27 protein-coding genes are annotated in these 23,703 nt (G+C 71.3%); 12 read left to right on the top strand and 15 right to left on the bottom strand.

What is annotated here, in order from left to right:
* Positions 1 to 41: 41 nt before the first annotated feature.
* A complete protein-coding gene (locus H5965_RS39105) occupies positions 42 to 785 on the bottom strand; it encodes a response regulator transcription factor (RefSeq protein WP_310976097.1) in 744 nt (247 codons plus the stop codon).
* Between the two features lie 153 nt (positions 786 to 938).
* Positions 939 to 2,327: a lysine 2,3-aminomutase gene (locus H5965_RS39100; RefSeq protein ID WP_310976096.1), complete on the bottom strand. Its 1,389-nt coding sequence runs from the start codon at positions 2,325 to 2,327 to the stop codon at positions 939 to 941.
* Positions 2,328 to 2,447: 120 nt separating this feature from the next.
* Between H5965_RS39100 and H5965_RS39095 the strand changes: the two genes are divergently transcribed.
* From H5965_RS39095 to H5965_RS39080, 4 genes are read left to right on the top strand one after another with little or no spacing between them, the layout of a single operon-like run.
* Positions 2,448 to 4,043 (top strand): amidohydrolase, encoded by a 1,596-nt coding sequence (locus H5965_RS39095; protein ID WP_310976095.1) that lies wholly within the window; start codon positions 2,448 to 2,450, stop codon positions 4,041 to 4,043.
* A gap of 11 nt (positions 4,044 to 4,054) precedes the next feature.
* Positions 4,055 to 5,665: an apolipoprotein N-acyltransferase gene (gene lnt, locus H5965_RS39090; protein WP_310976094.1), complete on the top strand. Its 1,611-nt coding sequence runs from the start codon at positions 4,055 to 4,057 to the stop codon at positions 5,663 to 5,665.
* A gap of 26 nt (positions 5,666 to 5,691) precedes the next feature.
* A complete protein-coding gene (locus H5965_RS39085; protein ID WP_310976093.1) occupies positions 5,692 to 6,459 on the top strand; it encodes a polyprenol monophosphomannose synthase in 768 nt (255 codons plus the stop codon).
* A gap of 34 nt (positions 6,460 to 6,493) precedes the next feature.
* Positions 6,494 to 7,282 (top strand): PIG-L family deacetylase, encoded by a 789-nt coding sequence (locus H5965_RS39080; RefSeq protein ID WP_310976092.1) that lies wholly within the window; start codon positions 6,494 to 6,496, stop codon positions 7,280 to 7,282.
* Here H5965_RS39080 and H5965_RS39075 read toward each other — a convergent pair.
* Positions 7,215 to 7,964, bottom strand: coding sequence for a DeoR/GlpR family DNA-binding transcription regulator (locus H5965_RS39075; protein WP_310976091.1), 750 nt, complete (start codon positions 7,962 to 7,964; stop codon positions 7,215 to 7,217). The two genes, H5965_RS39080 and H5965_RS39075, sit on opposite strands and share 68 nt — an antisense overlap.
* 48 nt (positions 7,965 to 8,012) lie before the next feature.
* Between H5965_RS39075 and H5965_RS39070 the strand changes: the two genes are divergently transcribed.
* Complete coding sequence (locus H5965_RS39070) at positions 8,013 to 8,660, top strand: NUDIX domain-containing protein (RefSeq protein WP_310976090.1); 648 nt, start codon at positions 8,013 to 8,015, stop codon at positions 8,658 to 8,660.
* Between the two features lie 142 nt (positions 8,661 to 8,802).
* Here the strand turns inward: H5965_RS39070 and H5965_RS39065 are convergent, their stop codons facing one another.
* The 3 genes from H5965_RS39065 to H5965_RS39055 all read right to left on the bottom strand — a co-directional run bounded on the left by H5965_RS39065 (position 8,803) and on the right by H5965_RS39055 (position 11,560).
* Positions 8,803 to 9,150, bottom strand: coding sequence for an RNA polymerase-binding protein RbpA (locus H5965_RS39065; RefSeq protein ID WP_003081521.1), 348 nt, complete (start codon positions 9,148 to 9,150; stop codon positions 8,803 to 8,805).
* A 226-nt stretch (positions 9,151 to 9,376) separates the two neighbouring features.
* Positions 9,377 to 10,132 (bottom strand): thymidine kinase, encoded by a 756-nt coding sequence (locus tag H5965_RS39060; RefSeq protein WP_396136986.1) that lies wholly within the window; start codon positions 10,130 to 10,132, stop codon positions 9,377 to 9,379.
* A 27-nt stretch (positions 10,133 to 10,159) separates the two neighbouring features.
* Complete coding sequence (locus H5965_RS39055) at positions 10,160 to 11,560, bottom strand: MFS transporter (RefSeq protein ID WP_310976088.1); 1,401 nt, start codon at positions 11,558 to 11,560, stop codon at positions 10,160 to 10,162.
* A 244-nt stretch (positions 11,561 to 11,804) separates the two neighbouring features.
* Here H5965_RS39055 and H5965_RS39050 point away from each other — a divergent pair, with 244 nt between their 5' ends.
* Positions 11,805 to 12,473 carry a transglycosylase family protein gene (locus H5965_RS39050; RefSeq protein ID WP_310976087.1) on the top strand — a complete coding sequence of 223 codons (669 nt, stop codon included), beginning with the start codon at positions 11,805 to 11,807 and terminating at the stop codon, positions 12,471 to 12,473.
* Positions 12,474 to 12,477: 4 nt separating this feature from the next.
* Here the strand turns inward: H5965_RS39050 and H5965_RS39045 are convergent, their stop codons facing one another.
* Positions 12,478 to 13,269: a glycerophosphodiester phosphodiesterase gene (locus tag H5965_RS39045; protein ID WP_310976086.1), complete on the bottom strand. Its 792-nt coding sequence runs from the start codon at positions 13,267 to 13,269 to the stop codon at positions 12,478 to 12,480.
* A 66-nt stretch (positions 13,270 to 13,335) separates the two neighbouring features.
* Between H5965_RS39045 and H5965_RS39040 the strand changes: the two genes are divergently transcribed.
* A complete protein-coding gene (locus H5965_RS39040; protein WP_310976085.1) occupies positions 13,336 to 13,716 on the top strand; it encodes a hypothetical protein in 381 nt (126 codons plus the stop codon).
* A gap of 142 nt (positions 13,717 to 13,858) precedes the next feature.
* Here the strand turns inward: H5965_RS39040 and H5965_RS39035 are convergent, their stop codons facing one another.
* The 5 genes from H5965_RS39035 to H5965_RS39015 form a co-directional block, all read right to left on the bottom strand.
* On the bottom strand, positions 13,859 to 14,839 hold the full coding sequence (locus H5965_RS39035) for a tyrosine-type recombinase/integrase (protein WP_310976084.1): 981 nt from the start codon (positions 14,837 to 14,839) through the stop codon (positions 13,859 to 13,861).
* A 540-nt stretch (positions 14,840 to 15,379) separates the two neighbouring features.
* Positions 15,380 to 15,820 carry an SRPBCC domain-containing protein gene (locus H5965_RS39030; RefSeq protein WP_310976083.1) on the bottom strand — a complete coding sequence of 147 codons (441 nt, stop codon included), beginning with the start codon at positions 15,818 to 15,820 and terminating at the stop codon, positions 15,380 to 15,382.
* Positions 15,821 to 15,823: 3 nt separating this feature from the next.
* The gene (locus tag H5965_RS39025; RefSeq protein WP_310976082.1) at positions 15,824 to 16,162 is read right to left on the bottom strand and encodes a metalloregulator ArsR/SmtB family transcription factor; all 339 of its coding nucleotides are present in this window, start codon (positions 16,160 to 16,162) and stop codon (positions 15,824 to 15,826) included.
* Positions 16,159 to 16,605 carry an SRPBCC domain-containing protein gene (locus H5965_RS39020; RefSeq protein ID WP_310976081.1) on the bottom strand — a complete coding sequence of 149 codons (447 nt, stop codon included), beginning with the start codon at positions 16,603 to 16,605 and terminating at the stop codon, positions 16,159 to 16,161. Before H5965_RS39020 ends, H5965_RS39025 begins: the two co-directional genes overlap by 4 nt.
* 31 nt (positions 16,606 to 16,636) lie before the next feature.
* A complete protein-coding gene (locus tag H5965_RS39015) occupies positions 16,637 to 17,152 on the bottom strand; it encodes a GNAT family N-acetyltransferase (protein WP_310976080.1) in 516 nt (171 codons plus the stop codon).
* A gap of 42 nt (positions 17,153 to 17,194) precedes the next feature.
* On the opposite strand from H5965_RS39015, the gene H5965_RS39010 reads away from it, so the two are divergent.
* Complete coding sequence (locus H5965_RS39010) at positions 17,195 to 17,758, top strand: XRE family transcriptional regulator (protein WP_310976079.1); 564 nt, start codon at positions 17,195 to 17,197, stop codon at positions 17,756 to 17,758.
* On the opposite strand, the gene H5965_RS39005 is transcribed toward H5965_RS39010, so the two are convergent.
* Positions 17,759 to 18,373: a TetR/AcrR family transcriptional regulator gene (locus H5965_RS39005; protein WP_310976078.1), complete on the bottom strand. Its 615-nt coding sequence runs from the start codon at positions 18,371 to 18,373 to the stop codon at positions 17,759 to 17,761.
* 22 nt (positions 18,374 to 18,395) lie between these two features.
* On the opposite strand from H5965_RS39005, the gene H5965_RS39000 reads away from it, so the two are divergent.
* Genes H5965_RS39000 through H5965_RS38990 form a run of 3 tightly spaced genes read left to right on the top strand, consistent with a single transcriptional unit; the run spans position 18,396 to position 21,096 of the window.
* Entirely contained in the window at positions 18,396 to 18,851 is a 456-nt protein-coding gene (locus H5965_RS39000; RefSeq protein ID WP_310976077.1) for an SRPBCC family protein, read from the top strand.
* A gap of 33 nt (positions 18,852 to 18,884) precedes the next feature.
* Complete coding sequence (locus H5965_RS38995; protein WP_310976076.1) at positions 18,885 to 19,490, top strand: TetR/AcrR family transcriptional regulator; 606 nt, start codon at positions 18,885 to 18,887, stop codon at positions 19,488 to 19,490.
* The gene (locus tag H5965_RS38990) at positions 19,474 to 21,096 is read left to right on the top strand and encodes an acyl-CoA dehydrogenase family protein (protein ID WP_310976075.1); all 1,623 of its coding nucleotides are present in this window, start codon (positions 19,474 to 19,476) and stop codon (positions 21,094 to 21,096) included. Before H5965_RS38995 ends, H5965_RS38990 begins: the two co-directional genes overlap by 17 nt.
* Here H5965_RS38990 and H5965_RS38985 read toward each other — a convergent pair.
* Both H5965_RS38985 and H5965_RS38980 read right to left on the bottom strand, forming a co-directional pair.
* Positions 21,093 to 21,587, bottom strand: a complete 495-nt coding sequence (locus tag H5965_RS38985) for a pyridoxamine 5'-phosphate oxidase family protein (protein WP_310976074.1) — start codon at positions 21,585 to 21,587, stop codon at positions 21,093 to 21,095. The two genes, H5965_RS38990 and H5965_RS38985, sit on opposite strands and share 4 nt — an antisense overlap.
* An 83-nt stretch (positions 21,588 to 21,670) precedes the next feature.
* Positions 21,671 to 22,204: a TetR/AcrR family transcriptional regulator gene (locus tag H5965_RS38980; protein ID WP_310976073.1), complete on the bottom strand. Its 534-nt coding sequence runs from the start codon at positions 22,202 to 22,204 to the stop codon at positions 21,671 to 21,673.
* Between the two features lie 77 nt (positions 22,205 to 22,281).
* On the opposite strand from H5965_RS38980, the gene H5965_RS38975 reads away from it, so the two are divergent.
* Positions 22,282 to 23,493 carry an FAD-dependent monooxygenase gene (locus tag H5965_RS38975; protein ID WP_310976072.1) on the top strand — a complete coding sequence of 404 codons (1,212 nt, stop codon included), beginning with the start codon at positions 22,282 to 22,284 and terminating at the stop codon, positions 23,491 to 23,493.
* The last annotated feature ends 210 nt before the right edge of the window (positions 23,494 to 23,703 follow it).

The raw sequence follows: 23,703 nt of genomic DNA, 5'->3' as shown, positions 1-23,703 counted from the left end.
ACCGGGGCCCGGTTCCCGGGCGGCGGGGCAGCCGTCCCGGGTCAGTCCAGGCCGAGCCCCGCGTCGCGGGCCATCACGATGAGCCGGGCGCGGTCGGCGGTACCCAGCTTGGCGAAGATCGCGGACACCCGGTTGCTGATCGTCTTCGGCGTGAGCGCGAGCTCGCTCGCGATCGCGGAGTTCGGCTTGCCGGCGGCGATGCGGTCGAGTACCTCTCGTTCGCGCGCGGTGAGCTGCGCGAAGGGGTAAGGCTCCAGCTCGGCGCCCGGACGCAGCCAGGCACCGAGCCGCCCGGCGATCGCCCGGCCGACGATCAGCTCACCCGCCGCGACCGCCTGCACGCCACGGAGGATCTGGTCCGCGCCGGCGTCCTTGATCAGGTACCCGCGCGCCCCCGCCTGGAACGCCGCGGTGATCGTGCGGTCGGCGTCGACCTCACTGAAGACGAGCACGGCCGTCCCCGGCGCGGCGCGCACGATCCTGGCGATCACCGCGATGCCGTCGTCGTCACCGAATTGCAGGTCGGTGACGAGCACGTCGGGCCGCAACCGCGTGGTCTCGGCGAGCACCGCGGCCGTGGTGGCGGCTTCGCCGACCACACTGATCGCCTCGGAGCGTTCGAGCATCGACCGCACGCCGCGGCGCACCGCCGGCCGGGTGTCCGCGAGCACCACCGTCGGCACCGCGACGTCCGGCACCACTTCGATCTCGGGACGACGCCGGTTCAGGTGCCGACGGGCCGGCCGCGCGGGCGTCCACGCGAGCTCGTTCGCTTGCTGGTTCACCGTTCCCCCCGAACTCCACCGCGGGCGCCCCTCGCCGCGCGCGCCACCCAGGGGAGCCGAAGACGGTGCCCACCCTGAGGCAGGCAGAGTCTTGCAGCCACCGTCGACGGTTCGGTTGCAGTCCGTCGACAGACCCGTCCTCAGCCCGGCGCTTCAGTCGGCCCGGTTCGCCCACCAGGTCTGACCGGCTTCGGGCAGCGTCGAGATCGGGTCGTAGTACGGGTACCGCCGCTGCAGGGCCTCGGGGTCGTCCAGCTCGATGCCGGTCCGGTAGTTCTTGGTCCAGTACGAGATCCCCAGCTCCCGGTCGTACTCCGCGAGCTGGTGCACCCACCGCTTCCCCACGTACGGCACGTCGCAGACGATCCGCGGGGTCGCGTACCCGGGCAGGTAGCCCATGATCGAGTGCTGCAGCTCCTGCGCTTCCCACACCGCGACCCGCCAGTGCTCGGCGTTCGGGATCATGTCGCACATGTAGAAGTAGTACGGCAGGATGTTCGCTTCCCCTTGCAGCGCAAAGCAAAGGTCCAGCAACGCCGCCGGTGTGGCGTTCACCCCGCGCATCAGCACGCCCTGGTTGCGCACGTCCCGCACCCCGACGTTCAACGCCGTCTGGGCCGCCTCCGCCACCAGGGGGGTCACCGACTGGGCGTGGTTGACGTGGGTGTGGATCGCCAGGTTGACCCCGCGACGCTGGGCCGTCACCGCGACGCGCTCCAGGCCTTCGACCACCTTCGGCTGGATCCAGTGCTGCGGCAGGGCCGCCAGGGCCTTCGTCGCCAGGCGGATGTCGCGGACCGTTTCGATGTCCATCAGGCGCATCAGGAACGACTCCAGCTGCGGCCACGGGACGTTGGCCACGTCGCCGCCCGACACCACGACGTCGCGGACGCCCGGGGTCTTCTTCAGGTACGCGATCATCGCGTCCTGGCGGTCGACCGGCTTGAGGGTCAGCTTGTGCTTCTCCACCGTCTCCGTCGAGTTGCCGACGAGGTCCATGCGGGTGCAGTGGCCGCAGTACTGGGGGCAGGTCGAGATCATCTCGGCCAGCACCTTCGTCGGGTAGCGGTGGGTCAGGCCCTCCACGACCCACATCTCGGCCTCGTGCAGCGAGTCGCGCTCGGAGTGGGGGTGGCTGGCCCAGACCGGATCACGGTCGCTGCGGACCGGGAGCATGTAGCGGCGGATCGGGTCGGCGTAGAACGCCTCGGTCACCTTGGCCGGGTCGGTGCCGGCCGTGGGGGCCATCGTGTTGAGCATCTGCGGGGGCAGCAGCATCGACATCGTGGCCATCTCGCGCTGGTCGGCGAGCAGGTCGTCGTAGAAGCGCTCCTCGAGGAGGTCGCCCATCAGGGCGCGCAGCTGCTTGACGTTGCGGACGCAGTGCACCCGCTGCCACTGCGCGTCACGCCACTCGGCCTCGGTCACGTCGTGCCAGCCAGGAAAGCGGCGCCAGTCGGGTTCCACCAGCTCGGCGCGGGCGTACTCGTAGGGCTGGTCGAAGGCGGCGGCAGGCGTCACAGGTTCCTGGATCGCAGTCACTTGTACTCCTATTCGTCGGGAACGCGTAAAAATATCCTGTCATAACGTTCTCACGGAGTAAATCTTCCTGCCTGCCGGGGCGACGTCCCCCACCTGGACGCAGGGGGCAGACTCAGGGGCGTGACGGACGAACAGACGACGCTCCTGCTCGGCGGGCGCATCTACACCCCCGCCGGGCCCGACACCACCGCGATGGCGGTCACCGGCGGCACCGTGGTCTGGGTCGGGCAGGACGCCCCGGCCCGCGCCCTGCACCCCGGCGCCCGCGAAATCGACCTCCAGGGCGCCTTCGTCGCCCCCGCGTTCGTCGACGCGCACGTCCACGCCACCGCCACCGGCCTGCACCTGACCGGCCTCGACCTCACCGGCGTCCGCAGCGGCGCCGACCTGCTGGCCCGCGTGCGCGACGCCGCCGTGAACGGCCAGGTCCTGCTCGCCCACGGCTGGGACGAGACCACCTGGACCGACCCGCGCCTGCCCAGCCGCGCCGAGCTCGACGCCGCCGCCGGGAGCACACCGGTCTACCTCAGCCGCGTCGACGTCCACTCCGCGCTCGTCTCCACCGCCCTGGTCGAGCTGGCCCCCACCGCCCGCGACGCCGACGGCTGGTCACCCGAGGGCCCGCTGACCCGCGCCGCCCACCACGCCGTCCGCGCGGCCGTGCGCGCCGCCATCACGCCCGCGCAGCGCGACCGCGCCCAGCGGGCGTTCCTCGCCGAGGCCGCGAAGCAGGGCATCGTCAGCGTCCACGAATGCGCCGGCCCCGACATCTCCGGCCGCGACGACCTCGCCACCCTCCTCGCCCTCGCCGGACCCGGCACGCCCGAGGTCGTCGGGTACTGGGGCGAGCTCGGCGCCGTCGGCACCGCCCGCGACCTCGGCGCCCGCGGCCTGGCCGGCGACCTGTTCGTCGACGGCGCCCTCGGCTCCCACACCGCCGCGCTCACCGAGCCCTACGCCGACCACGCGAGCACCGGCACGCGCTACCTCGACGCCCCCCGCATCGCCGAACACCTCACCGCCTGCACCGAAGCCGGGTTGCAGGCCGGCTTCCACGTCATCGGCGACGCCGCGGTCGCCGAAGTCGTCGAAGGCTTCCGGCTGGCCGAAAAAGAGGTCGGGCAGCGCGCCCTCGCGGCCCGCCACCACCGGCTCGAGCACCTGGAGATGGTCACCGCCGAGCAGGCCAAGCACCTGGCCGGCTGGGGTGTGACCGCCTCGATGCAGCCGCTGTTCGACGCGCTCTGGGGCGGCCCGGAAGGCATGTACGCCGAACGCCTCGGCGCGGACCGCGCAGCCGGGCTCAACCCCTTCGCGACCCTGGCCGCCGAAGGCGTCCTGCTCGCCTTCGGCTCCGACGCGCCGGTGACGCCCCTCGACCCGTGGGCGAGCGTCCGCGCCGCGGCCTACCACCGGACGCCGGGCGCGGGGCTGTCCCCGCGGGCGGCGTTCACCGCCCACACCCGCGCCGGGCACCGCGCGGCCGGCGTCAACGACGGCGTCACCGGCAGCCTCGTGCCGGGCGCTCCGGCGCACTACGCGATCTGGGACGCCGCCGACCTCGTGGTGGCCACCCCGGACAGCCGCGTGCAGCGCTGGTCCACCGACCCGCGGGCCGGCGTGCCGCCGCTGCCGAGGCTGGAACCGGACGCCACCCTCCCGCGGTGCCTGCGCACGGTCCGCGCGGGTGAGGTCCTCCACGACACGATCTCCTAGAGTTGGCACCTGTGGCAGTCACCGTGGCCGACCCCGAACCGGGCGCCCAGCACCAGCCCGCCCGCACGCGGCGGTTCCCCCCGGCCTGGCTGCTGCGCACCATCGCGGCCCTGGTGTCCGGGTTCGCCTATTACCTGAGCTTCGCGCCGCGCCCGCTGTGGTGGCTCGCGCCGCTGGCCTTCGCCGGGCTGGCCCTCGTCCTGCGCGGCCGCCGCTTCCGGGCCGGCTTCGGCTACGGCTTCGCGTTCGGGTTCGTCTTCTTCCTGCCGCTGCTGACCTGGCTCCTGGACTTCCTGGGCCCCGACTTCGGGCCCTGGCCGTGGCTGGGCCTGTCCTTCGCGCTGGCGCTCTACCACGGCCTGGCGGGCGGCCTGATCACCCTGGTGTCCCGGCTCCCGGCCGCGCCGCTGTGGGCCGCGCTGGTGTTCATCGCCCTGGAGACGCCGCGCGCGTGGTTCCCCTTCGGCGGCTTCCCCTGGGGCCGGGTCGCCTTCAGCCAGCCCGAAGGCGCGTTCCTGCCGCTGGCCTCCGTCGGCGGCGCCCCGCTGGTCGGTCTCGCCGTCGTCCTGACCGGCTTTTGCCTGGCCGCCCTCGCCGCCCGGCTGTGGGAGGTGCGCAAGCTCACCCGGCCGGTGACCTTCGCCGCCCTCGGCACGCTGCTGCCGGTCGTCGCCGGCCTGGCCCTGTGGCCGGCCATCGGCACCGGCGCCCAGGACGGCGAACGCACCGTCGCCACCGTCCAGGGCAACGCCCCGGACATCGGTCTCGCGCTGCAGGGGGAGCGGACCGTGCTGCGCGACAACACCATCGTCGAGAGCCGGCGGTTGCTGGCCGGCATCAAGGCCGGGAAGGTCCCCCAGCCGGACCTGCTGGTCTGGCCGGAGAGCGCGACCACCGTCACCGGCCCGGACCTGCAGGTCGACCAGCTGGTCGCGAACTTCGGCGTGCCCGCGCTGATCGGCGCGATCTACCGGCTGCCCGACGGGCACCTGCAGAACTCCGTCATCACCTGGGACCCGCGCACCGGACCCGGGCCACGCTACGCCAAGCAGCAGCTGGTGCCCTTCGGCGAGTACGTCCCGGCCCGCAAGGTCGCCGAGCTCGTCACGCCGTTCCTCGACTCCGAGACCGTCGACATGGTCCCCGGCGACGGCACCAACCAGGCCATGGCCGCCGCGGGCACCAAGGTCGGCGTGTTCGTCTGCTACGAAGCGGCGTTCGACTACCCGGCCCGCGACGCCGTGCGCGACGGCGCCGAACTGCTCGTCGTGCCGACCAACAACGCCTGGTACGGCGAGAGCGAGATGAGCTACCAGCAGCTGGCCATGTCCCGGCTGCGGGCGGTCGAGCACGGCCGCGCCGTCGTCGTGTCGGCCGTGTCCGGGGTGAGCGCGATCGTCGCGCCCGACGGGACGGTGACCAGCTCAACGGGTCTTTTCACGGCGGATTCCCTGGTCGGGCGCGTCCCGCTGCGGACGCAGACTACGCTGTCGGATCAACTAGGTGCGTGGACGGAGTACGGGCTGCTGGCTCTGGCGATCGCCGGGGTGGCCGGTGGGCTCGTACTCCGTTTTCGCACCCGGCGCACCAGCGCCGGCACGGCAGGGGAAGCGGCGGACTGACCGCCGCGGATATCGGAGGAGCACGGATGTCGCAGGCGCCGCGGGGGGCCCGGGGAATCGAGCCGGTGCTGGTGGTGATCCCCACCTACAACGAGCGGGAGAACCTCGGCCCGATCCTGGACCGCCTGCACAAGGCACTCCCGGACGTGCACGTGCTCGTGGTGGACGACGGCAGCCCCGACGGCACCGGCGAGCTCGCCGACGAGCGCGCGGCGGCCAACGACCACGTCCACGTGCTGCACCGCACCGAGAAGGCCGGCCTCGGCGCCGCCTACATCGCCGGGTTCCGCTGGGGCCTGGCCCGCGAGTACAACACGATCGTCGAAATGGACGCCGACGGTTCGCACGCCCCCGAGGACCTGCCCCGCCTGCTCGACGCCGTCGGCGACGCCGACCTGGCGATCGGCTCGCGGTACGTGCCGGGCGGCAGCGTCGTCAACTGGCCGCTCAAGCGCCAGGTCCTCTCCCGCGGCGCGAACCTCTACTCGCAGGTCGCGCTCGGCATGCGGGTCCGCGACATCACCGCCGGGTTCCGCGCCTACCGCCGTCCGGTGCTGGAGAAGCTGGCCCTGGACGAGGTCAACTCGCACGGCTACTGCTTCCAGATCGACCTGACCATCCGCACCGACGAGGCCGGCTTCGAGATCGTCGAGGTCCCGATCACCTTCACCGAGCGCGAGATCGGCGAGTCGAAGATGAACGGCTCGATCATCCAGGAGGCGTTCCTGCGGGTGGCGAAGTGGGGCCTCGAGCGCCGCTGGCACCAGCTGCGCCGGCTCGTCAAGCGCGCCTGAGCCGTTTCCGGCCGTTCTGGGCCATGATGGCCCGGTGACGACCATCGTGGCCTTCCACGCGCACGCAGACGACCCCGTCCTGCTCAGCGGCGGCACGCTGGCCCGGGCCGCGGCCGACGGGCACCGGGTGGTGGTCGTCGTGGCCACCGACGGCATGGCCGCCGAGCACCCGACGCCACGCTGGGCCGAGCTGGAGGCGGCCGCGGCCATCCTCGGCGTGCACCGGGTCGTGCACCTGGGCTACGCCGACAGCGGCCACGGTCCCCGGCTCTTCGCTGACCCGCCGGGGCGGCAGCGCTTCGCCCGCGCGGACACCGAGGAAGCCGCGCACCGGCTCGCGGCCGTGCTGCACGAGGAGCGCGCCGACCTGCTGCTCGGCTACGACGCCAACGGCGGCTACGGGCACCGCGACCACGTCAAGGTGCACCAGGTGGCCCGCCGCGCGGCCCGGCTGACCGGAACGCGGCTGCTGGAAGCCACCCTGCCCCGCGACTTCGCGCAGCGGTTCGTGCGGGTGGTCAAGGCGCTGCGGATCCCGTTCGACTACGACGTCGAAGCGCTCGGCTACAGCCCCGCCTCGGCTATCACGCACCGGTTCGACGTGCGGCGGTTCGCCGCGCGCAAGCAGGCGGCGCTGGCCGCGCACGTGTCGGACGTGCGCGGCAGCGGGCGGCTTTCGGCGGTGCTGCGGGTGCTCGTGTGGCTGCCGGCGCCGCTGTTCGGGCTGGTGGCCGGGCGGGAGTGGTACGCCGAGGTCAAGCCCTCAGGATCGGCACACCCTGGTCTGCAAGTTTCTGCACGTTCTGGTCTTCGGCGTCGGTGACGATCCCCGCGACGTCGGCGAGGGGCAGCACGGTGAACCGCGAGGCCGCGCCGAGCTTCTCGGCGCTGGCCAGGACGTAGGTGTCGGCCGCGCGCCGGGCCAGGGTGCGTTTCATCGCGGCCTCCTCGGCGTCGCCGGTGGTCAGGCCGGCTTCGGGGTGGACACCGGTGACGCCGAGGAGGAAGACGTCGGCGCTGATCGACTGGGCGGCCTCGGCGGCGGCCGCGCCGCAGGTGACCGCGGAGTGCCGGAACAGCCGCCCGCCCAGCAGGAAGACCTCGATGCCGTGGTGGTCGAGCAGGGCGACCGCGACGGTCGGGCTGTGCGTGACGACGGTGGCCTCGAGGTCGTGGGGGAGGGCTTTCGCGACCGCGAGGGTCGTGGTGCCGCCGTCGAGGATGACGGTCGAACCGGGCCGGATCAGCGGGGCCGCGGCCTTGGCGACCCGGTCCTTGCCGTCCCGGGCGATGGCGGTCCGGCCGGCGTAGTCGGCGACGGCGGGGGAGACGGGCAGCGCACCGCCGTAGACCCGCTGGCAGAGCCCGGCCGCGGCGAGGTCGCGCAGGTCCCGGCGGATGCTGTCCTCGGAGACCCCGAGTTCCGCGGCGACGTCCTTGGCCAGCACCTTCCCGTCGGCGGCAAGCCGGGCGAGCAGCAGTTCACGGCGTTCCCCGACCAGCATGCACGATCCTCCTTGTTATTTCCGAGTCCTGCACATTATGGTCGCGACATGACCTCTTCGACAAGCCTGTCCCGCAACCCGCGTGTCCGGGTCACGAACGTGGAGCTGCTGTCGTCGGCTTGGTACGTGCTGCGCCGGACGACGTTCGACTACCAGCACGCCGACGGCCGCTGGACGACCGAGCAGCGCGAAACGTACGACCGCGGCAACGGGGCGACGGTGCTGCTCTACGACCCGCAGGGTGGCACGGTGCTGCTGACCCGCCAGTTCCGCTACCCGGTGTACGTCAACGAGCACCCCGACGGCATGTTCGTCGAGACGGCGGCGGGCCTGCTGGACGCGGACGACCCGGAGACGGCGATCCGGCGGGAGGCCGAGGAGGAGACGGGCGTGCGGATCGGCGCGCTGGAGCACGTGTTCGACGTCTACACGAGCCCGGGCTCGGTGACCGAGCGCCTCCACTGCTACGCGGCGCCGTACGACCCGGCCGACCGCGGCGCCGGCGGCGGCCTGGCCGAAGAGGGCGAGGACATCGAGGTCCTCGAGCTCCCGTTCACCAAGGCCCTGGAGATGATCGGCACGGGCGAGATCGCCGACGCCAAGACGATCATGCTCCTGCAGTGGGCGGCTCTCCACGGCCCCTTCCGCGGGGAGGCGGCCGGGGATGCGGTGAGCCGTCTCTGGTGCCGCGAATGACTCATTCGGGACGTCGGAGGTCCCGAATGAGTCATTCGCGGCGTCACCACCGTCCGGGCATGCGAAAGGCCCCCGCGGGGGGAGGTCGCGGGGGCCTTTCCGTTGTGGTGGGAGCTGGGCTACAAGGCCGAGCCCTGGAGGGTCACGCCGACCGGGAGGTGCGGCGGCCCTTCAGCTCGGCGAGACGTTCGTTCAGCAGGTCCTCGAGCTCCGGGATCGTGCGCCGCTCGAGCAGCATGTCCCAGTGGGTGCGCGGCGGCTTGACCTTCTTCTGCTCGGGCTGCCCGCCATCGACGATCTCCGATTCGCTGCCGTGCAGGCGGCACTCCCAGACCGTCGGGATCTCGGCGTCGTCGGAGAACGGCACCTCGAACTCGTGGTTCTTCGGGCAGGCGTAGCGCACGGTGCGTCGCGGGGCGAGGTCGTGGTTGCGGTCGGTCTCGTAGCTGACCGCTCCCAGCCGGCTTCCACGAAGAACACGGTCGGCCATGATGGGGTCCTTTCAGTCAGCTCCGGGGTGGAGCCAGGGTGTTGCTCACCCTATGCAACGACCCGCGGCCCCGGAGGATTCCCGGGACACCATGTCGTTGCTCACGATGAGCTGCGTCACCCGCCTGCATTAGCTTCCACTAGTAGGAGGCAGTTCGCGCTCCGGCGTGACGTCAATACGGCCTTCTTAGTGCTGATATCCCCCGGATGGGCTACTCGCGTCTCGCTCAGGTCAACCGTAACTGACCGTGATGGGCGGTAACCGGTCCCAAGTCACCCGCTCGAAAGTGGCGGCGACACAATACCTGATAACGCACAGTAGCGAATTCGGCCTCAAAACGTACTGAAGCTGAAGTTTCAACTACGGATTGTTCGGTATCTGCCACCACGACGGTATCGCCCTCGCGCACCACCTCGCCGTCCACCACCCGCGCGTTGAACCGCCCCGGCAGCCCGCACCAGCACAACACCTCCACCTGCACCGGCTGCAACTCGTCCGCGAGTTCGAACAGACGGGCGGCCCCCGGGAACAACCGGCTCCGGAAGTCCGTCGCGATCCCGAAGCAGTAGACGTCGATCTCCACCTCGTCGGCCAGCTCCGCCAGCTGGTCGACCTGACCGGGGGAGAGGAACTGCGCCTCGTCCACCACCACGTAGTCCACGTGCCGGCCCTGCGCCCACTCCTGCCGCACCAGGTCACGCACGTCGGTGTCCTCACCGACCTCCACCGCCTGCCGGGTCAGCCCGATCCGGCTGGAGATCTGCGGCGCCCCCGAACGGTCGTGGCGCACCAGCACCAGCCCCCGGCGCCCCTGCCGCGCGTGGTTGTGGTCGATCTGCAGCGCCAGCGTCGACTTCCCGCAGTCCATCGGCCCGTAGCAGAACTTCAGCCTGCCCACCGGCGGCGTCCCGCGCCGCGAACCCGCCGCGGGAACCGACGACAGGGCATCGGTGGGATCAGAGCCGGCGGCGTCGTCGATCAAGGTCACGACGCCCGACCCTATCGGTGGCTACAGAACCTCCGGCGGGGTGTTGCCCGCCGCCACGATCGCCCGCCGCACCGGCACCAGCCACACCAGCACCAGACCGGCCGCGAAGAAGATCACCAGCGCGATGATGGCCAGCCGGAACGACCCCGTCGCCTGCCCGACCCCGGCGAACACCAGCGGCCCCAGCCACGACGTCCCGCGCTCGCCCACGACGTAGAGCGAGTAGTACTGCGCGTCCTTGCCCGCCGGGATCATCTGGCTGAACAACGACCGCGACAACGCGTTCGTCCCGCCCAGCACCAGCCCGATCCCCACCGCCACCGCCAGGAACTGCACCATCTGCCGCGGCTGCACGAAGTACGCCCCGCCCAGCACCACGATCCACACCACCAGGCTGCCCAGGATCGTCCGCTTCGCTCCCCACCGCCGCGCCACCAGCCCGTGCACCGTCCCACCCAGGTACGCCACGAACTGGATCACCAGGATCGTGACGATCAGCACGCTGTTGCCGAAGCCCAGCTCGTCCTTGCCGTACTGCGCCGACACCGTCACCACTGTGTTGATCCCATCGGTGAAGACCAGGTAACTGCCCAGGAACGCCAGCGTCAGCGGATACGCCTTCGCCGCCACCAGCGTCTGCCGCAGCTCCGTGAACCCCGCCCGCAGCACCGACCGCCCCGGCGCGACGTCCACCGGCACGTGCCGGCGGGGGAGCCGCCGCACCGCGGGGATGGTGAACGCCGCCCACCACAGCCCCGACGTCAGGAAGCAGATCTGCACCGCCAGGTCCTGATCCACCCCGAACAGGTCGTGCTGCAGGTAGAACCCCAGCTGCAACGCCAGCGCCAGCCCGCCACCCAGGTACCCGAACGCCCAGCCCTTCGCCGAAATGCCGTCCCGCTCGTCCGGCCCGCCGATGTCGGCCAGGAACGAGTAGTAGACGACCAGCGAACCCCCGTATCCGATGTTCGCCACGATGAACAGCGCCGCACCCAGCTGCCAGTCCGAGCCCGTCAGGAAGAACATCCCCGCCGCGGCCGCCGCACCCAGGAACGCGAACCCGCCCAGGATCCGCCGCTTGTTGTGACTGCGATCCGCCACCGCACCCGCGATCGGCAGCACCAGCACCTGCACCACCGTCGCCACCGACAGCAGGTACCCCCACACCGAACCCGCCGGGAAGTGCAGCCCGAACAACGTCACGTCGCAGTGGTGCAGCGTGTCCGCCTTGCCCGCCGCGTCCAAGCACGCGCGGTCCCCGTTAAGGGTGATGTTCGCCTTCGCGTCCGCCGCCGCGATCGAGCTCATCGACAGCGCCCCGAACACCGTCGTCGTCGACGAATAGAACGGCGAATTCGCCCAGTCGTAGAAATACCAGCCCCAGCGCTCGCGCTTGGTCGAGCGCGTCCCGGCCAGCGTCATCCACGGCTCCTTCGGGTCAAGAACTTCCAGGTCAGCGCGGAGACTACGGGGACGCGCCCGCCGCCGAGAACGCCCCACCGAAACCGTGTCCGGTTTGTCGCTTCGTGATCATCCACCACCCCGCCACGACACCCGGTTCGCCCCTCACGGCGTGTCGCCGGCAAAAGTGAACGGTGTTTCATGTGAGACTTGAGCGCCGATCGTGTCTGTTGTGGTCAGTGGGACACGCTCCTACTGTGCACCCATGATCCAGAACCGCCGACGCACCGTGACGAGCCTCCTGCTCCTCGCCTTCGCCGCCATGGGTCTGCCGCTGCTCGACCCCGCCACCGCCGCCGCCGACCCCGCGTCGGGCGCCTGGGCCAAGCTCCGCATGTGCGAGTCCAGCGGCCGCTACGCCACCAACACCGGCAACGGCTACTACGGCGCCTACCAGTTCGACCTGCCCACCTGGCGCAGCGTCGGCGGCCAAGGCCGCCCCGACCAGGCCGCCCCCGCCGAACAGGACTACCGCGCCCTCTACCTCTACCGCATGCGCGGCTGGCAACCCTGGCAATGCGCCGGCATGCTCAAACTCGCGGCCGACGCCGACGCCCGCAGCAAACGCGTCCCCAGCTACACCGAATCCGCCTACATCGGCGGGGGAGGCCTGCCCACCCCGCCACCCGGCCCCGGCGGCCCCCGACCCGCCTGGCCCGGCGTCGTCTACTCCTACGGCGACTGCGCCGACGCCCTCAAGACCTTCCAGCTCCGCATGAACGCCTTCGGCTACGGCTTCACCGGCACCGGCTGCTACCTCGACAAGACCCGCACCGCCGTCCTCGACCTCCAGCGCGCCAACGGCATCAAGGACAGCGGCCTCCTCGGCCCCAAGACCTGGGAAGCCGCCTGGACCGGCAAACCACCCCGCTGACCACTTACGACTCCTGCGACTGCTGCCACTTGCCCCGCTCGATCAGCACCTCACGCAGCAGATCCGGCCGGTCCGTCACGATCCCGTGCACCCCCAGGTCCAGCAGCATCCGCATCTCCGCCGGATCATCGATCGTCCACGTGTGCACCTCGATACCCGACCGCCCCGCCATCGCCAGGAACGCCTTGTCCACCACCCGCAACACCCCCTGCCGCACCGGCACCTGGGCCATCGCCCCCAGCACCAGCCGCCCGAGGGGCAGCAGCGGCAACCGGCCCCGCGCCCACAACGCGAACGCCGACCGCGGCCCCATCGCCGTCACCAGCCGCGGCCCCGCCAGCTTCCGCAACCGCACCAGCCGCGCGTCCGAAAACGCCGCCCCCGCCACCCGGTCGAACGCCCCCGTCCGCTCCAGCACCCGCACGAACGGCTCCACCGCCCGATCCGCCTTCACATCGACGTTGAACCGGGCGTCCGGCAACTCCTCCAGGACGTCCTCCAGCCGCGACAACGGCGCCTTCCCACCCACCTTGACGTTCTTCAGCTGCGCCCACGTCTGCGCCGCGATCGGCCCGGTCCCGTCCGTGGTCCGATCCAGGTTCGGATCGTGGTGGACCACCACCACACCGTCCGCCGTCGCGTGCACGTCCGTCTCGAGGTACCGGTACCCCTCCGCGCACGCCCGCTTGAACGCCGGCAACGAGTTCTCCAACCCCTCGAGGTCACCGAGGTGCCACCCCCGGTGCGCGAAAGCACGGGGGACCGGGTCGGCCAGGTACGGAAACGAAGCCTGCATGCCCCAAGTGTGCCCTTCCGCCATGACCCCGGCATGAGCAAACGGTGGCCAGCTAGGGTCTCCCGGGTGAGGGAAGCCGCCGAACTGACCCAGCCGACCACGATCGACATCGCCCCGGCCCGCCGAGGCGCCCCCAAGCACTGCGGCTGGTGCGGACGACGCCTCCCCGAAGGCGGCAACGTCGGCCGCCGCCGGCGCTACTGCGGCCAATCCTGCCGCCAGCGCGCCTACGAACGCCGCACGGCCCTGCAACGCAGCGGCCTCCCCGAAGACGCCGTCGTGCTCTCCGACACCGAGATCGCCGCCCTCCAGGACCGCCTCTTCCAGCTCCGCTGCGCCGCCGAGGACATCGTCACCGCCGCCGACGACGGCGCCGACCCCCGAGAACTCCGCAGCCTCGCCGCCGAAATCGCCCGCGCGGCCAAGGACCTCGAACAACTCCGCTGACCCCACCGGACGACACGCGTACCCAGCCGGACGACACGCGTACCCCGACGGACGACACGCCGGCACCCAGCCCGCCAACCCGTGTCGTCCCTCCAAACACGCGTGTCGTCCATTCAGGCACGCGTGTCGTCCATCGGAGTACTCAGCCCAAGCCGTCCAGGGCCCGGTATGTCCGGTTGCTCGCCGCCGCCGCGCGCTGCTCACGGCCCGTCGCCTCGATGTAGTTCTGGCTCGTCGCCAAGCTCGCGTGCCCCAGCAACGCCATGATCTCCGACGCCGTCGCCCCGTCCTCCGCCAGCCGCGTCGCGAACGTGTGCCGCAACGCGTGCAGATTCGCCCCCACCGGCACCCGGTCGTGCAACCCCGCACCCCGGTAACACGACTTCACCAGGTACTCCAGCGCACCCCGCCCGATCGGCTCACCCGCCCGATCCAGCAGCAACGGCAAACCAGGGGAGAACCGCACGTTCGGGAACCGCACCCGGCACGACTCCCGGTACCGCTCGATCAGCTCCGCCAGCACCGGCTGCACCGGGATCGACCGGTCCCGGCTGCCCTTCCCCTTCACGTGCAACCGCAGCTCACCGGCGCGCCCCACCAGCGACCGCGACGTCAGCGCCCGCATCTCCGCCGCCCGCAACCCCGCCACCAGCCCCAGCGCGATCACCAGCACGTCCCGCTCCGGCCACGGATCCCGCGCGCGCCGCGACCCCGCGGCCGCCGCCGACAACAGCTGCTCCGGGGTTTCCTCGCCCCGCAACGGCTTCGGCGTCAACGCCGGCGTCCGCGGCCGCGCCACCGCGCCCATCGGATTGCCCGCCAGGAGCCCGTCGGCCACGCAGAACGTCAGGAACTGGTTCCAGGTCGACCACGCCCGCAGCACCGAGCTCTTCGCGTGCCCGTCCGCGAACGCGCCGAACGCCGACCGCAGCGCCGGCCCGGTGAGGTCGGCCACCTCGAGGTCCTCGGCCGGACGGCCGAGCTCCGAAACCAGGAGAGTGGTGATGCCGGCGAGATCGCGGCGGTAGGCGTCAGTGGTGTGCGGGGAGTCCTTGCGTGGCCGGCGGGCCGCGAAGAAGGCTTGCTGGGCCTCGGAAACCTTCATGTGGATCTTGTACCGCACGCCACCGACAGTTTCCGCGGCCGGGCCCGAACCCGGCATTTCATGCATAATTGCCATTATGCATGAAATGCCGATCTGACCCAGGGATCTTCCCCTGGGGGACACGACACTTCTCCCGAGGCCGGTTCGAGCCTTCGGGTGCCGGTGTACGTGAGTGCGGGGCATGCGCACACATGTTCGACGCAGCTCGGTTGGCGACCTCGGACCCGGAAGCCTGGAGGCCGCCGATCCGTGGTCGCCAACCGTGCTGCACGGCACCTCCAGCGTGATCAAACCTCAGACAGTTTCGTCACCGTGACGTTTTGAGGTCGAGTGGCCGGACATCGGGCTCGCGCCCCTCAGGGGATGCTCTCAGGCCTTTCGGGGGCTCAGTTCGTCCAGGTAGCGCCCGGGCAGGAGGCCGAAACCCTGACAGGAGCCGTCCTGGCGAAGCGAGCGCTCCTGCAATCCGGACAACACCCGACCCCGGATCCGGCCCCTCCCGGGCTGTCCGTCCAGCACGTCCCCAAGTGCCGATAATGTACATTATGTCAAGTAACGTCAGTGCCAGTCGCTGATCATCACGTCCCGCGGCGACGGGGCGCCCTCCCCGGTCTCCACGAGCTGCTTGAGACTCATCAGGTAGATCGCCCACTTCGTGCTGCAGTGGTGCATGAACTCGACCGCCTCGCGCCAGCCTTCGTGCTTGAACAGCACGATCGTGTAGTCGTCGCGCTTCTCGAGCTCCCAGCGGATCGTCGTGCCGAGCCACTCCGGTGGCCCGTCGACGACTTCCCAGCGGACGAGCCGGCCCGGGTCGAGTTCGAGGACCTTCATGTCGAAGCCGCCCGGGATGAAGCGGAAGGCGATGACGCCGCCGGGTTCGGTGCTGCCTTCGGTCTTTTCGGTCCACCAGCCGGCGAGGCCGTCGATGGTGGTGAGCGCGTCGTAGACCTGGTCCGGGGTGGCGTGGTGGATGCCGATGCGGTGCAGGATGTCCATTTTCTACGGCTTTCTCTTCTTCTCGATGGTTTCGGCGATGGTCTTGATGCGGCGGAGCCGGGCGTCCCAGGCGTTGCCGACGTCGGTGAGCTGGGCGACGGCGCGGGCGAGCTGGGTTTCGTCGACGTGGAACTGCTTTTCGCGGCCGGCGCTGCGGGCGTGGACGAGGCCGGCGCGGTCGAGGACGGCGAGGTGCTTGGCGACGGCCTGGCGGGTGACGGGCAGGTGTTCGCTGAGGCTGGTCGCGGTGCCGCTCCCCTGGCTGAGCAGCAGGTCGAGCATGCGGCGGCGGGTGGGGTCGCCGACGGCCGACCAGAGGTCGTCGTCCACGGCGGTGGTCACCGGGTGGCTCCGAGCTTGGCGGCGCAGGCGGGCAGGCGGGGCAGGAAGTGGTCCCAGCCGGTGACGTGGTCGGCGTATTCGGCGGCGATCTTGGCTTCGTCCCAGCCGCGTTCGCGGAAGCCGGTTTCGGTCATCTTGAGGCGGGTGCCGGTGGCGGTGGGTTCGAGTTCGAAGACGACGAGGAAGGAGTTGCCGGGTGCGGCGGTCTCCCCTTCGGCGTGGGTCCAGCGGAAGGAGAAGTGCCGGGGTGGGCTGGCGTCGACGACGGTGAAGCGGACCCAGGAGCCGCCGAAGCCGATGCGGCCGTCTCCCCCGGGTTCGACGGGGTATTCGGCTTCGTCGGGCCACCATTCGCGGAGGTGTTCGGGGCTGCTGATGACGTCGAAGACGACGTCGGGGTGGGCGTCGATGTGGATTTCGCGTTCGATGCTGCCGTGTTCCATGCGAGCTCCTTGTGCAACGTTCGGTTGCATGTCACGTTAGCTCGGCGGGCGCCGATGTGCAACCGCCGGTTGCGCCTAGGTCCTTCTGGACCCAGGCGACGTCGTGCCAGGCGCCGTGTTTCCAGCCGACCTGCCGGTAGACGCCGGCGGGTGCGAAGCCGAGGGCGCGGTGGAGCCCGGCGCTGGCCTCGTTGGGCAGGGTCATGCCGGCGAAGGCGCGGTGGAACCCGCGGTCGCGCAGCCGCTCGAAGAGCGTTTCGTAGAGGGCGCGGCCGGCGCCGGTGCGGCGACGGCCGCGCTCGAGGTAGATGCTCGTTTCGCAGGACCAGCGGTAGGCGGCGCGTTCGGCGAAGCGGGTGGCATAGGCGTAGCCGGCGACGTGGCCGTCGTCTTCGAGGACGAACCAGGCGTGGGCGGCGGCGATGCGGCGGGCCATTTCGGTGGCGTCGGGCGGGTCGGTTTCGAAGGAGATGGCGGTGTCGGTGACGTAGGGCGCGTAGAGGGCGGCGCAGGCGGTGGCGTCGTCCGGGGTGGCGGCTCGAATCATGGCTCTTATGGTAGCCGTGCTGGCTCGTATAGTATCCCGGTTATGACCGATCCCCTGACGACCCGCCTGGCCGCCACCGTGCACGCCGCCCGGACGTCGCACGGCCTCTCGGCCGCGGCGCTCGCCGACCGGTCGGGGGTGTCGCGGGCGATGATCGGCAAGATCGAGCGCGGTGACGTGCAGCCGACGGCGGCGTTGCTGGCGAAGCTGTCGGCGGCGCTGGGCCTGACGTTGTCGGAGCTGATCGCGCGAGCCGAGGGCGACGAGCGCCGGCTCGCGAGGGCGGCGGAGCAGCCGGTGTGGGTGGATCCGGACACCGGGTACCGGCGGCGGTCGGTCTCCCCCGCGGCCGGGCGGCCGCTGGAGCTGGTCGAGGTGCAACTGCCGGCCGGCGCGGAGGTGCCGTTGACGTCGGGGACGTATGCGTTCCTGCACCAGCAGATCTGGGTGCTGGACGGGCGGTTGCGGTTCCACGAGGGGGCGCAGGTGCACGAGCTGGATGCCGGAGATTGCCTCCAGCTGGGGCCGGCGGCGGACTGTGTGTTCGTGAACCCGGGCGAGGTGCCGTGCCGGTACCTGGTCGCGCTGGTGAAGCGGAGTGCTTGATCAGCCGGGAGGGAGCCCGAGGGCCGCCACGGACGAATCGAGCCAGGCGTCGAGGAAGCGGTCCGGGGCCAGGTCGCCAGGGGTGTGTCCGATGAGGACGTCGAGGATCGGGTAGTAGGTCAGGGACGCGACGAGCACCGCGGCGGTGGCTTCGGGGTCGGGCACCGAGACTCTCCCCTGGTCCCGCAGCGTGGTGATCCATGCGGTGCCGCGGTGGTAGACGGTGGCGACGACACCTTGCCACATCTGCTCGAACAGCTCGGGGAAGCCGGTGAATTCGCGGATCATCAGGCGGATGAGGTCGCGGTCGGCGGCCATGAAGGCCCAGACGACGTCGGCGAGGACGCGCAGGGCTTCGCGGGGGTCGTCGGGCAGCCGAGCGTCGGAGGTGGCAGCGGTACGGGTGGCCAGGCGCTCGAGGTTGTCGTGCACGGCCGCCTCGAGGAGGGCGGCCTTGGACGGGAAGTGCTTGTAGAGCGCGCCGCTGCCGGGGTTGAGGCCGCAGGCGGCCTGGATGTCGGCGACGGAGGTGGCGTCGTAGCCGCGGGTGGCGAAGAGGCGGACGGCCTCGTCGAGGATGCGGCGGCGGGTGACACCGGGGGTTGTTCGAGCCATAGTGAGAAACTACTCTCTTTCTATGGTGGAAGTGACGGTCGAAGAGTTCGTGTCGTGCTCGCCGGACGCCTTTCTCGCATTGGTCATGGACCCGCGGCGGTATGCGGAGATCGACCGCAAGCTGGGTCCGATCGACTGGGTGCGCCGGGAGGGCGACGTCACCGAGTTCCGGTTCCGCTCGGCGCTGCCCGGGCTGGGGCCGGGGCCGAAGGTCGTGTCGCGGATGACGCTGACTCCGGGACAGCGGGTCGACGTGCAGCTGCCGGACCGGCCGGAAAACCGCCTCGCCCGCCGGTTCTCGACGTTCGAGGCGCACTTCGAGTGCGTGCCGGCGGAGGGTGGGATCCGGGTGCGGCGGCGGATCGCGTTCGGGTTCGCCGCTCCCCTGCGCTGGCTCGTCGAACCGGTCCTGCGGCGCAGGCTGCGGGCGGACGTCGAGCAGGAAGTCGACGGCGCGAAGCGGCTGCTCGAGCGTTGACTGAAGCAATGAATCGGTGCTTCACTTCTTGACGTGCCCTACCGCCGCACCCCGAAGGTGCAGGAACGCCTCGACGCCCAGCGCGAGACGATCATCGCCGCCGCGACCCGGCAGCTGGCCGAACACGGCTACGGCGGCTGCTCCGTCGCCGCCGTAGCCGAGCGAGCCAGGGTGGCCGTCGGCAGTGTCTACCGGCACTTCCCCACCAAAGCCGACCTCGTCGTGCACGTCTTCCGGCAGGTCGTGACGCGGGAGGTCGAAGCGGTCCGCACGGCGTCGGCGGAGGCGGGCGCCCCGGCCGAGCGGGTCCTGGCGGCCGTCGACACCTTCGCCCAGCGCGCGCTCAAGGCGCCGAAGCAGGCGTACGCCCTGCTCGCCGAGCCGGTCGACGCGCTCATCGACGCCGAGCGGCTGGAGTTCCGGCGGGCCTACACCGAGGTCATCGCCGAGCACGTCGCCGCCGGCGTCCGGGACGGCGTGCTGCCGCCCCAAGACGGCCGGCTCACCGCGGCCGCGCTGGTCGGGGCCGCCGCCGAAGTCCTGATCGGGCCGTTGACCAGCGGAAACGCCGGTGACGTCGCCGAGCTTCGCACGTTCATCCTTCGCGCTCTAGGAGGTTCCGATGCCCGCCACGCATGAGGTCACCAACCAGGTCCCGCCGCTGGTCGGGCACGACGTCGCCGACGACCCGGCGCTGCTGGCCGGCCTCGAGCGGGCCGGGGCGGGCTGGGCGGCCGGCGAACTGCACGAGCTGGGCCGGCTGGCCGGGACCGAGCAGGCGCAGGAGTGGGGCCGGCTGGTCAACGAGAACGAGCCGGTGCTGCGCACGCACGACCGGTACGGCCACCGGATCGACGAGGTCGAATTCCACCCGTACTGGCACGAGCTGATGAAAGTCGCGACGACCCACGGCCTGCACGGCACGCCGTGGCAGGACCCGCGTGAGGGCGTCCACGCGGCGCGGGCGGCGAAGTTCTACGTCTGGGGCCAGGTCGAGGCCGGGCACAGCTGCCCGATTTCGATGACCTACGCGGCGATCCCGGCCCTGCGGGCGACCCCGGAGCTGGCGGCGCGCTACGAGCCGCTGCTGGCGGCGACCGAGTACGAATTCGGCCTGCGCGAGCCCGGCACCAAGCGCGGGCTGCTCGCGGGGATGTCGATGACCGAGAAGCAGGGCGGCTCGGACGTCCGGGCGAACACGACGACCGCGACCCCGGCCGCCGACGGCAGCTACACCCTGGTCGGGCACAAGTGGTTCACCTCGGCGCCGATGTGCGACATGTTCCTGACGCTGGCGCAGGCGCCGGGCGGGCTGTCGTGCTTCCTGCTCCCCCGCGTCCTGCCGGACGGCTCGCGCAACCCGATCCGGCTGCAGCGGCTGAAGGACAAGCTGGGCAACCGGTCGAACGCGTCGTCGGAGATCGAGTACGACCACGCGGTCGGCTGGCTGGTCGGCGAGGAGGGCCGCGGGGTCCGCACGATCATCGAGATGGTCAACAACACCCGGCTGGACTGCACGCTGGGCAGCGCGTCGGGCATGCGGCTGGGGGCGGTGCGCGCGGTGCACCACGCGACCCGCCGGCGGGCGTTCGGCAGGGCGCTGATCGACCAGCCGCTGATGGCTAACGTCCTGGCCGACCTGGTCCTGGAGTCCGAGGCGGCCACGACGGTGGCGATGCGGCTGGCCGCGGCGGGCGACCGGCGCGACGACGAGCAGGAGCAGGCGTTCCGCCGGCTGGGGCTCGCGGTGTCGAAGTACTGGGTGTGCAAGCGGGCGCCGGGGCACGCGGCCGAGGCCCTGGAGTGCTTCGGCGGCAACGGGTACGTCGAGGAGTCGGGCATGCCGCGGCTGTACCGGGAGGCGCCGTTGTCGTCGATCTGGGAGGGCTCGGGCAACGTCGCGGCGCTGGACGCGTTGCGGGCGATGGGCCGGCAGCCGGAATCGGTGGCGGCGTTCTTCGCCGAGGTCGAGCGGGCCGCCGGGGGCGACGCCCGGCTCGACGACGCCGTGGACCGCGTCCGCAAGGAGCTGACGGACCTGGACGGCATCGAGTACCGGGCCCGGCGGGTGGTCGAGTCGATGGCACTGGTGCTGCAGGGTTCCCTGCTGGTCCGCCACGGCCACCCGGCGGTGGCGGACGCGTTCTGCGCGTCCCGCTTCGGCGGCGACTGGGGCATCGCCTTCGGCACGCTCCCGGCCGGCGTGGACACGGGAGCGATCCTCGAGCGCGCCGCGGTGCGTTAGCCGACGCGCTCGGCCCGCTGCCAGGCCAGTTCCTCGACCGCGCTGGGCAGGGTGGTCTCGAAGTCGATCAGCTTGGCCCAGGTCGGGGTGATGACGACGCGGACCATGCCGTCGTAGAGCGAGCGGACCTCGCGTTCCCACTCGACGCGCTGTTCGGGGGTCATCCGGTAGGTGCCGTTCAGCTGCAGGTACTCCTCCGGGATGCCGTCGACGACGTCCAGTTCCGCGCGGCCGCGGACGAGGAGGATCTTGGGCGGGTGGACCTCGGTGTCGATGGTCAGGGCGACCGCGGGGTTGGCGCGCAGGGACGGCAGCTTCGGGGAGTTCTTCGTCGTGCACAGGACGATCTGCGTGCCGTTCCAGGTGAAGGCGATCGGGATGCTGCGCGGGGTGCCGTCCTTGGCGACGTAGGCCAGCCGGGTCACGTCGCGGGCCAGCAGCTCGCGGCTGAGCGGGCGGTCGAGGACCTCGGCGATCTCGTTCGGCTGCATGGTCGTTCTCCTTGTCCGGTGGCCTGTTCCGCCCCGGGGACGGAGCCGCCCGGACGTTCTCGACACGCGCCGCGAAGATTTTTTCAGCGGCCGAGGGCGTCGAGCGCGCCGGCGACCGCGGCGGCCTTGAGGTCGGCGACCGGGACGTCGGGGAACTGCATGCAGACGTCCTGCAGGCCGCCGAGCGCGAGGATGGCCCGGGCCTGCTGGTCGAGGGTGGGTGCCGGGCCGCAGATCAGCGCGGTGAGGCGGGTCCGCCAGGCCAGGACGCGGTCGATGAGCCCGAGGTCGGCCAGGGTCGGCATCTCGGCCAGCAGCATGACGACGTCGGCGCGGTGGCGGTGGTTGAAGTCGAAGAAGCCTTCGATCAGCTCGCGCACCGGGGCGTCGCCGCGGGCTTCCTGGGCGAGGAGGAACTCCTCGCCGTCGTCGAGCAGCGGCTGGACGATGCTGAGGATGAGGTCGTCGCGCGACGGGAAGTGGTAGTAGAGCGCGGGTTTGGTGATGCCGAGCCGGTCGGCGATGTCCTGCAGGCTGGTGCGCTGGACGCCTTGGCTGGTGAACAGGTCGCGGGCGACGTCGAGGATGCGCTGCTTGGTGTCGGACGGTTTCGGCACCGCCCCAGCATAACTGACTTAACGATAGGTAAGGAACTGTGGTACAACTTACCTACCGTTAAGTCAGGGAGGTACTCATGCGGATCCTCGTTTCCGGCGCGAGCATCGCCGGCCCGGTACTGGCGTACTGGCTCACCCGTCACGGCTTCGACGTCACCGTCGTCGAGCGCGCACCACACCTGCGCAAGACCGGCGGCCACGCCGTCGACCTCTTCCGGCCGGCCATGGACATCACCGAACGGATGGGCGTCCTGCCCCGCGTCGAGGCCGTCGCCACCGGCACCACCCGGATGACGCTGCACCGCGAAGGCAGCCACAAGCCCCTGCACGTGAACCTGTCGAAGGTCTTCCAGGCCACCTCCGACCGGCACGTCGAGGTGATGCGCGACGACCTGTCCGAGATCTACTACGACGCCGGCCGCGACGACGTCGAGTACCTCTTCGGCGACTCGATCACCGGCATGTCCCCCGACGGCGACGTCACCTTCGAGCACGCCCAGCCGCGCCGCTTCGACATCGTCGTCGGCGCCGACGGGCTGCACTCGAACGTCCGGCGCCTGGTGTTCGGGGAAGAGGCCGGGCTGACGACGTTCATCGGCGCGTACCTGGCGGTGCTGTCCCTGCCGGACACCCTCGGGCTCGACGGCGAGGCGATCACCCACCTCGGCCCCGGCCGCACGGCCTCCCTCTACAGCGCCGCCCACCTCGACGACGCCCGCGCGGTGTTCCTCTTCCGCCGCGACGAGCCGCTCGACTACCACCACCGCGACGTCTCCCGCCAGCAGCAGCTGCTCCGGGCAGCGTTCTCCGGCATGCATCCGCAGGTCGACGGCTGGCTGGCCGGTCTCGACGGCCCGGGCCCGTTCTACTTCGACTCGATCACCCAGCTGCGGCTGGACACGTGGTCCCGCGGCCGGGTGACGCTCGTCGGCGACGCCGGCTACTGCCCGGGGCCGGCCGTCGGCGGAAGCACGAGCCTCGCGGTACTGGGGGCGTACGTCCTGGCCGGCGAGCTGGCCGAGGCGAACGGGGACCACGAGCGCGCCTTCGCCGCGTATGAGCGGGAGATGGGCGAGCTGGTGCGCCGCAGCCGGGCGTTCGCGGTGGGTGCCGCGCGAAGCCTGATCCCGGCGTCACGCGCCGGGGTGTGGGCCCTGGCCCGCGGCGGGCAGCTGGTCTCGGCGCTGCCGGCCGGGCTGACGCGGGCGATCGCCAAGCTCAACACCGGCGGCGTGCGCATGCACGACTCGATGCGGGTCAAGGACTACGCGGTGAAAGCGACGGCATGACGCCGGAGGGAACCCCCAGGTGGCAGCCCCCTCCGGCTACGACGGCGGGGTTCTTCCGAACACGGCCGGACACCGGCGGAAACCGGGCGGGCGCGCGGGAAGAACCCGCGCGCCCGCACCCCCAGTGGCCCGGCGGAACCCGCCGTCAGGGGACAGGAGACAACGAGTACCGCGCTGGATACCGGCGAACTTGGCGGATTTCAGCCCGGC

The organism is Amycolatopsis sp. 505, from assembly GCF_031625235.1.
In the GTDB taxonomy this organism is placed as follows: Bacteria; Actinomycetota; Actinomycetes; order Mycobacteriales; family Pseudonocardiaceae; genus Amycolatopsis.
Note: the sequence above shows the minus strand (reverse complement) of the source record. Positions and strands in the feature narration are given on the sequence as shown.

What these genes read in the sequence shown, in the direction of transcription:
- H5965_RS39085 (WP_310976093.1), top strand. Translation starts at nt 5,692, where the DNA reads ATGTCGCAGGCGCCGCGGGGGGCCCGGGGAATCGAGCCGGTGCTGGTG.
- H5965_RS39075 (WP_310976091.1), bottom strand. Translation starts at nt 7,964, where the DNA reads ATGCTGGTCGGGGAACGCCGTGAACTGCTGCTCGCCCGGCTTGCCGCC.
- H5965_RS39070 (WP_310976090.1), top strand. Translation starts at nt 8,013, where the DNA reads ATGACCTCTTCGACAAGCCTGTCCCGCAACCCGCGTGTCCGGGTCACG.
- H5965_RS39065 (WP_003081521.1), bottom strand. Translation starts at nt 9,150, where the DNA reads ATGGCCGACCGTGTTCTTCGTGGAAGCCGGCTGGGAGCGGTCAGCTAC.
- H5965_RS39055 (WP_310976088.1), bottom strand. Translation starts at nt 11,560, where the DNA reads ATGACGCTGGCCGGGACGCGCTCGACCAAGCGCGAGCGCTGGGGCTGG.
- H5965_RS39050 (WP_310976087.1), top strand. Translation starts at nt 11,805, where the DNA reads ATGATCCAGAACCGCCGACGCACCGTGACGAGCCTCCTGCTCCTCGCC.
- H5965_RS39045 (WP_310976086.1), bottom strand. Translation starts at nt 13,269, where the DNA reads ATGCAGGCTTCGTTTCCGTACCTGGCCGACCCGGTCCCCCGTGCTTTC.
- H5965_RS39030 (WP_310976083.1), bottom strand. Translation starts at nt 15,820, where the DNA reads ATGGACATCCTGCACCGCATCGGCATCCACCACGCCACCCCGGACCAG.
- H5965_RS39020 (WP_310976081.1), bottom strand. Translation starts at nt 16,605, where the DNA reads ATGGAACACGGCAGCATCGAACGCGAAATCCACATCGACGCCCACCCC.
- H5965_RS39015 (WP_310976080.1), bottom strand. Translation starts at nt 17,152, where the DNA reads ATGATTCGAGCCGCCACCCCGGACGACGCCACCGCCTGCGCCGCCCTC.
- H5965_RS39010 (WP_310976079.1), top strand. Translation starts at nt 17,195, where the DNA reads ATGACCGATCCCCTGACGACCCGCCTGGCCGCCACCGTGCACGCCGCC.
- H5965_RS39005 (WP_310976078.1), bottom strand. Translation starts at nt 18,373, where the DNA reads ATGGCTCGAACAACCCCCGGTGTCACCCGCCGCCGCATCCTCGACGAG.
- H5965_RS39000 (WP_310976077.1), top strand. Translation starts at nt 18,396, where the DNA reads ATGGTGGAAGTGACGGTCGAAGAGTTCGTGTCGTGCTCGCCGGACGCC.
- H5965_RS38990 (WP_310976075.1), top strand. Translation starts at nt 19,474, where the DNA reads ATGCCCGCCACGCATGAGGTCACCAACCAGGTCCCGCCGCTGGTCGGG.
- H5965_RS38985 (WP_310976074.1), bottom strand. Translation starts at nt 21,587, where the DNA reads ATGCAGCCGAACGAGATCGCCGAGGTCCTCGACCGCCCGCTCAGCCGC.
- H5965_RS38975 (WP_310976072.1), top strand. Translation starts at nt 22,282, where the DNA reads ATGCGGATCCTCGTTTCCGGCGCGAGCATCGCCGGCCCGGTACTGGCG.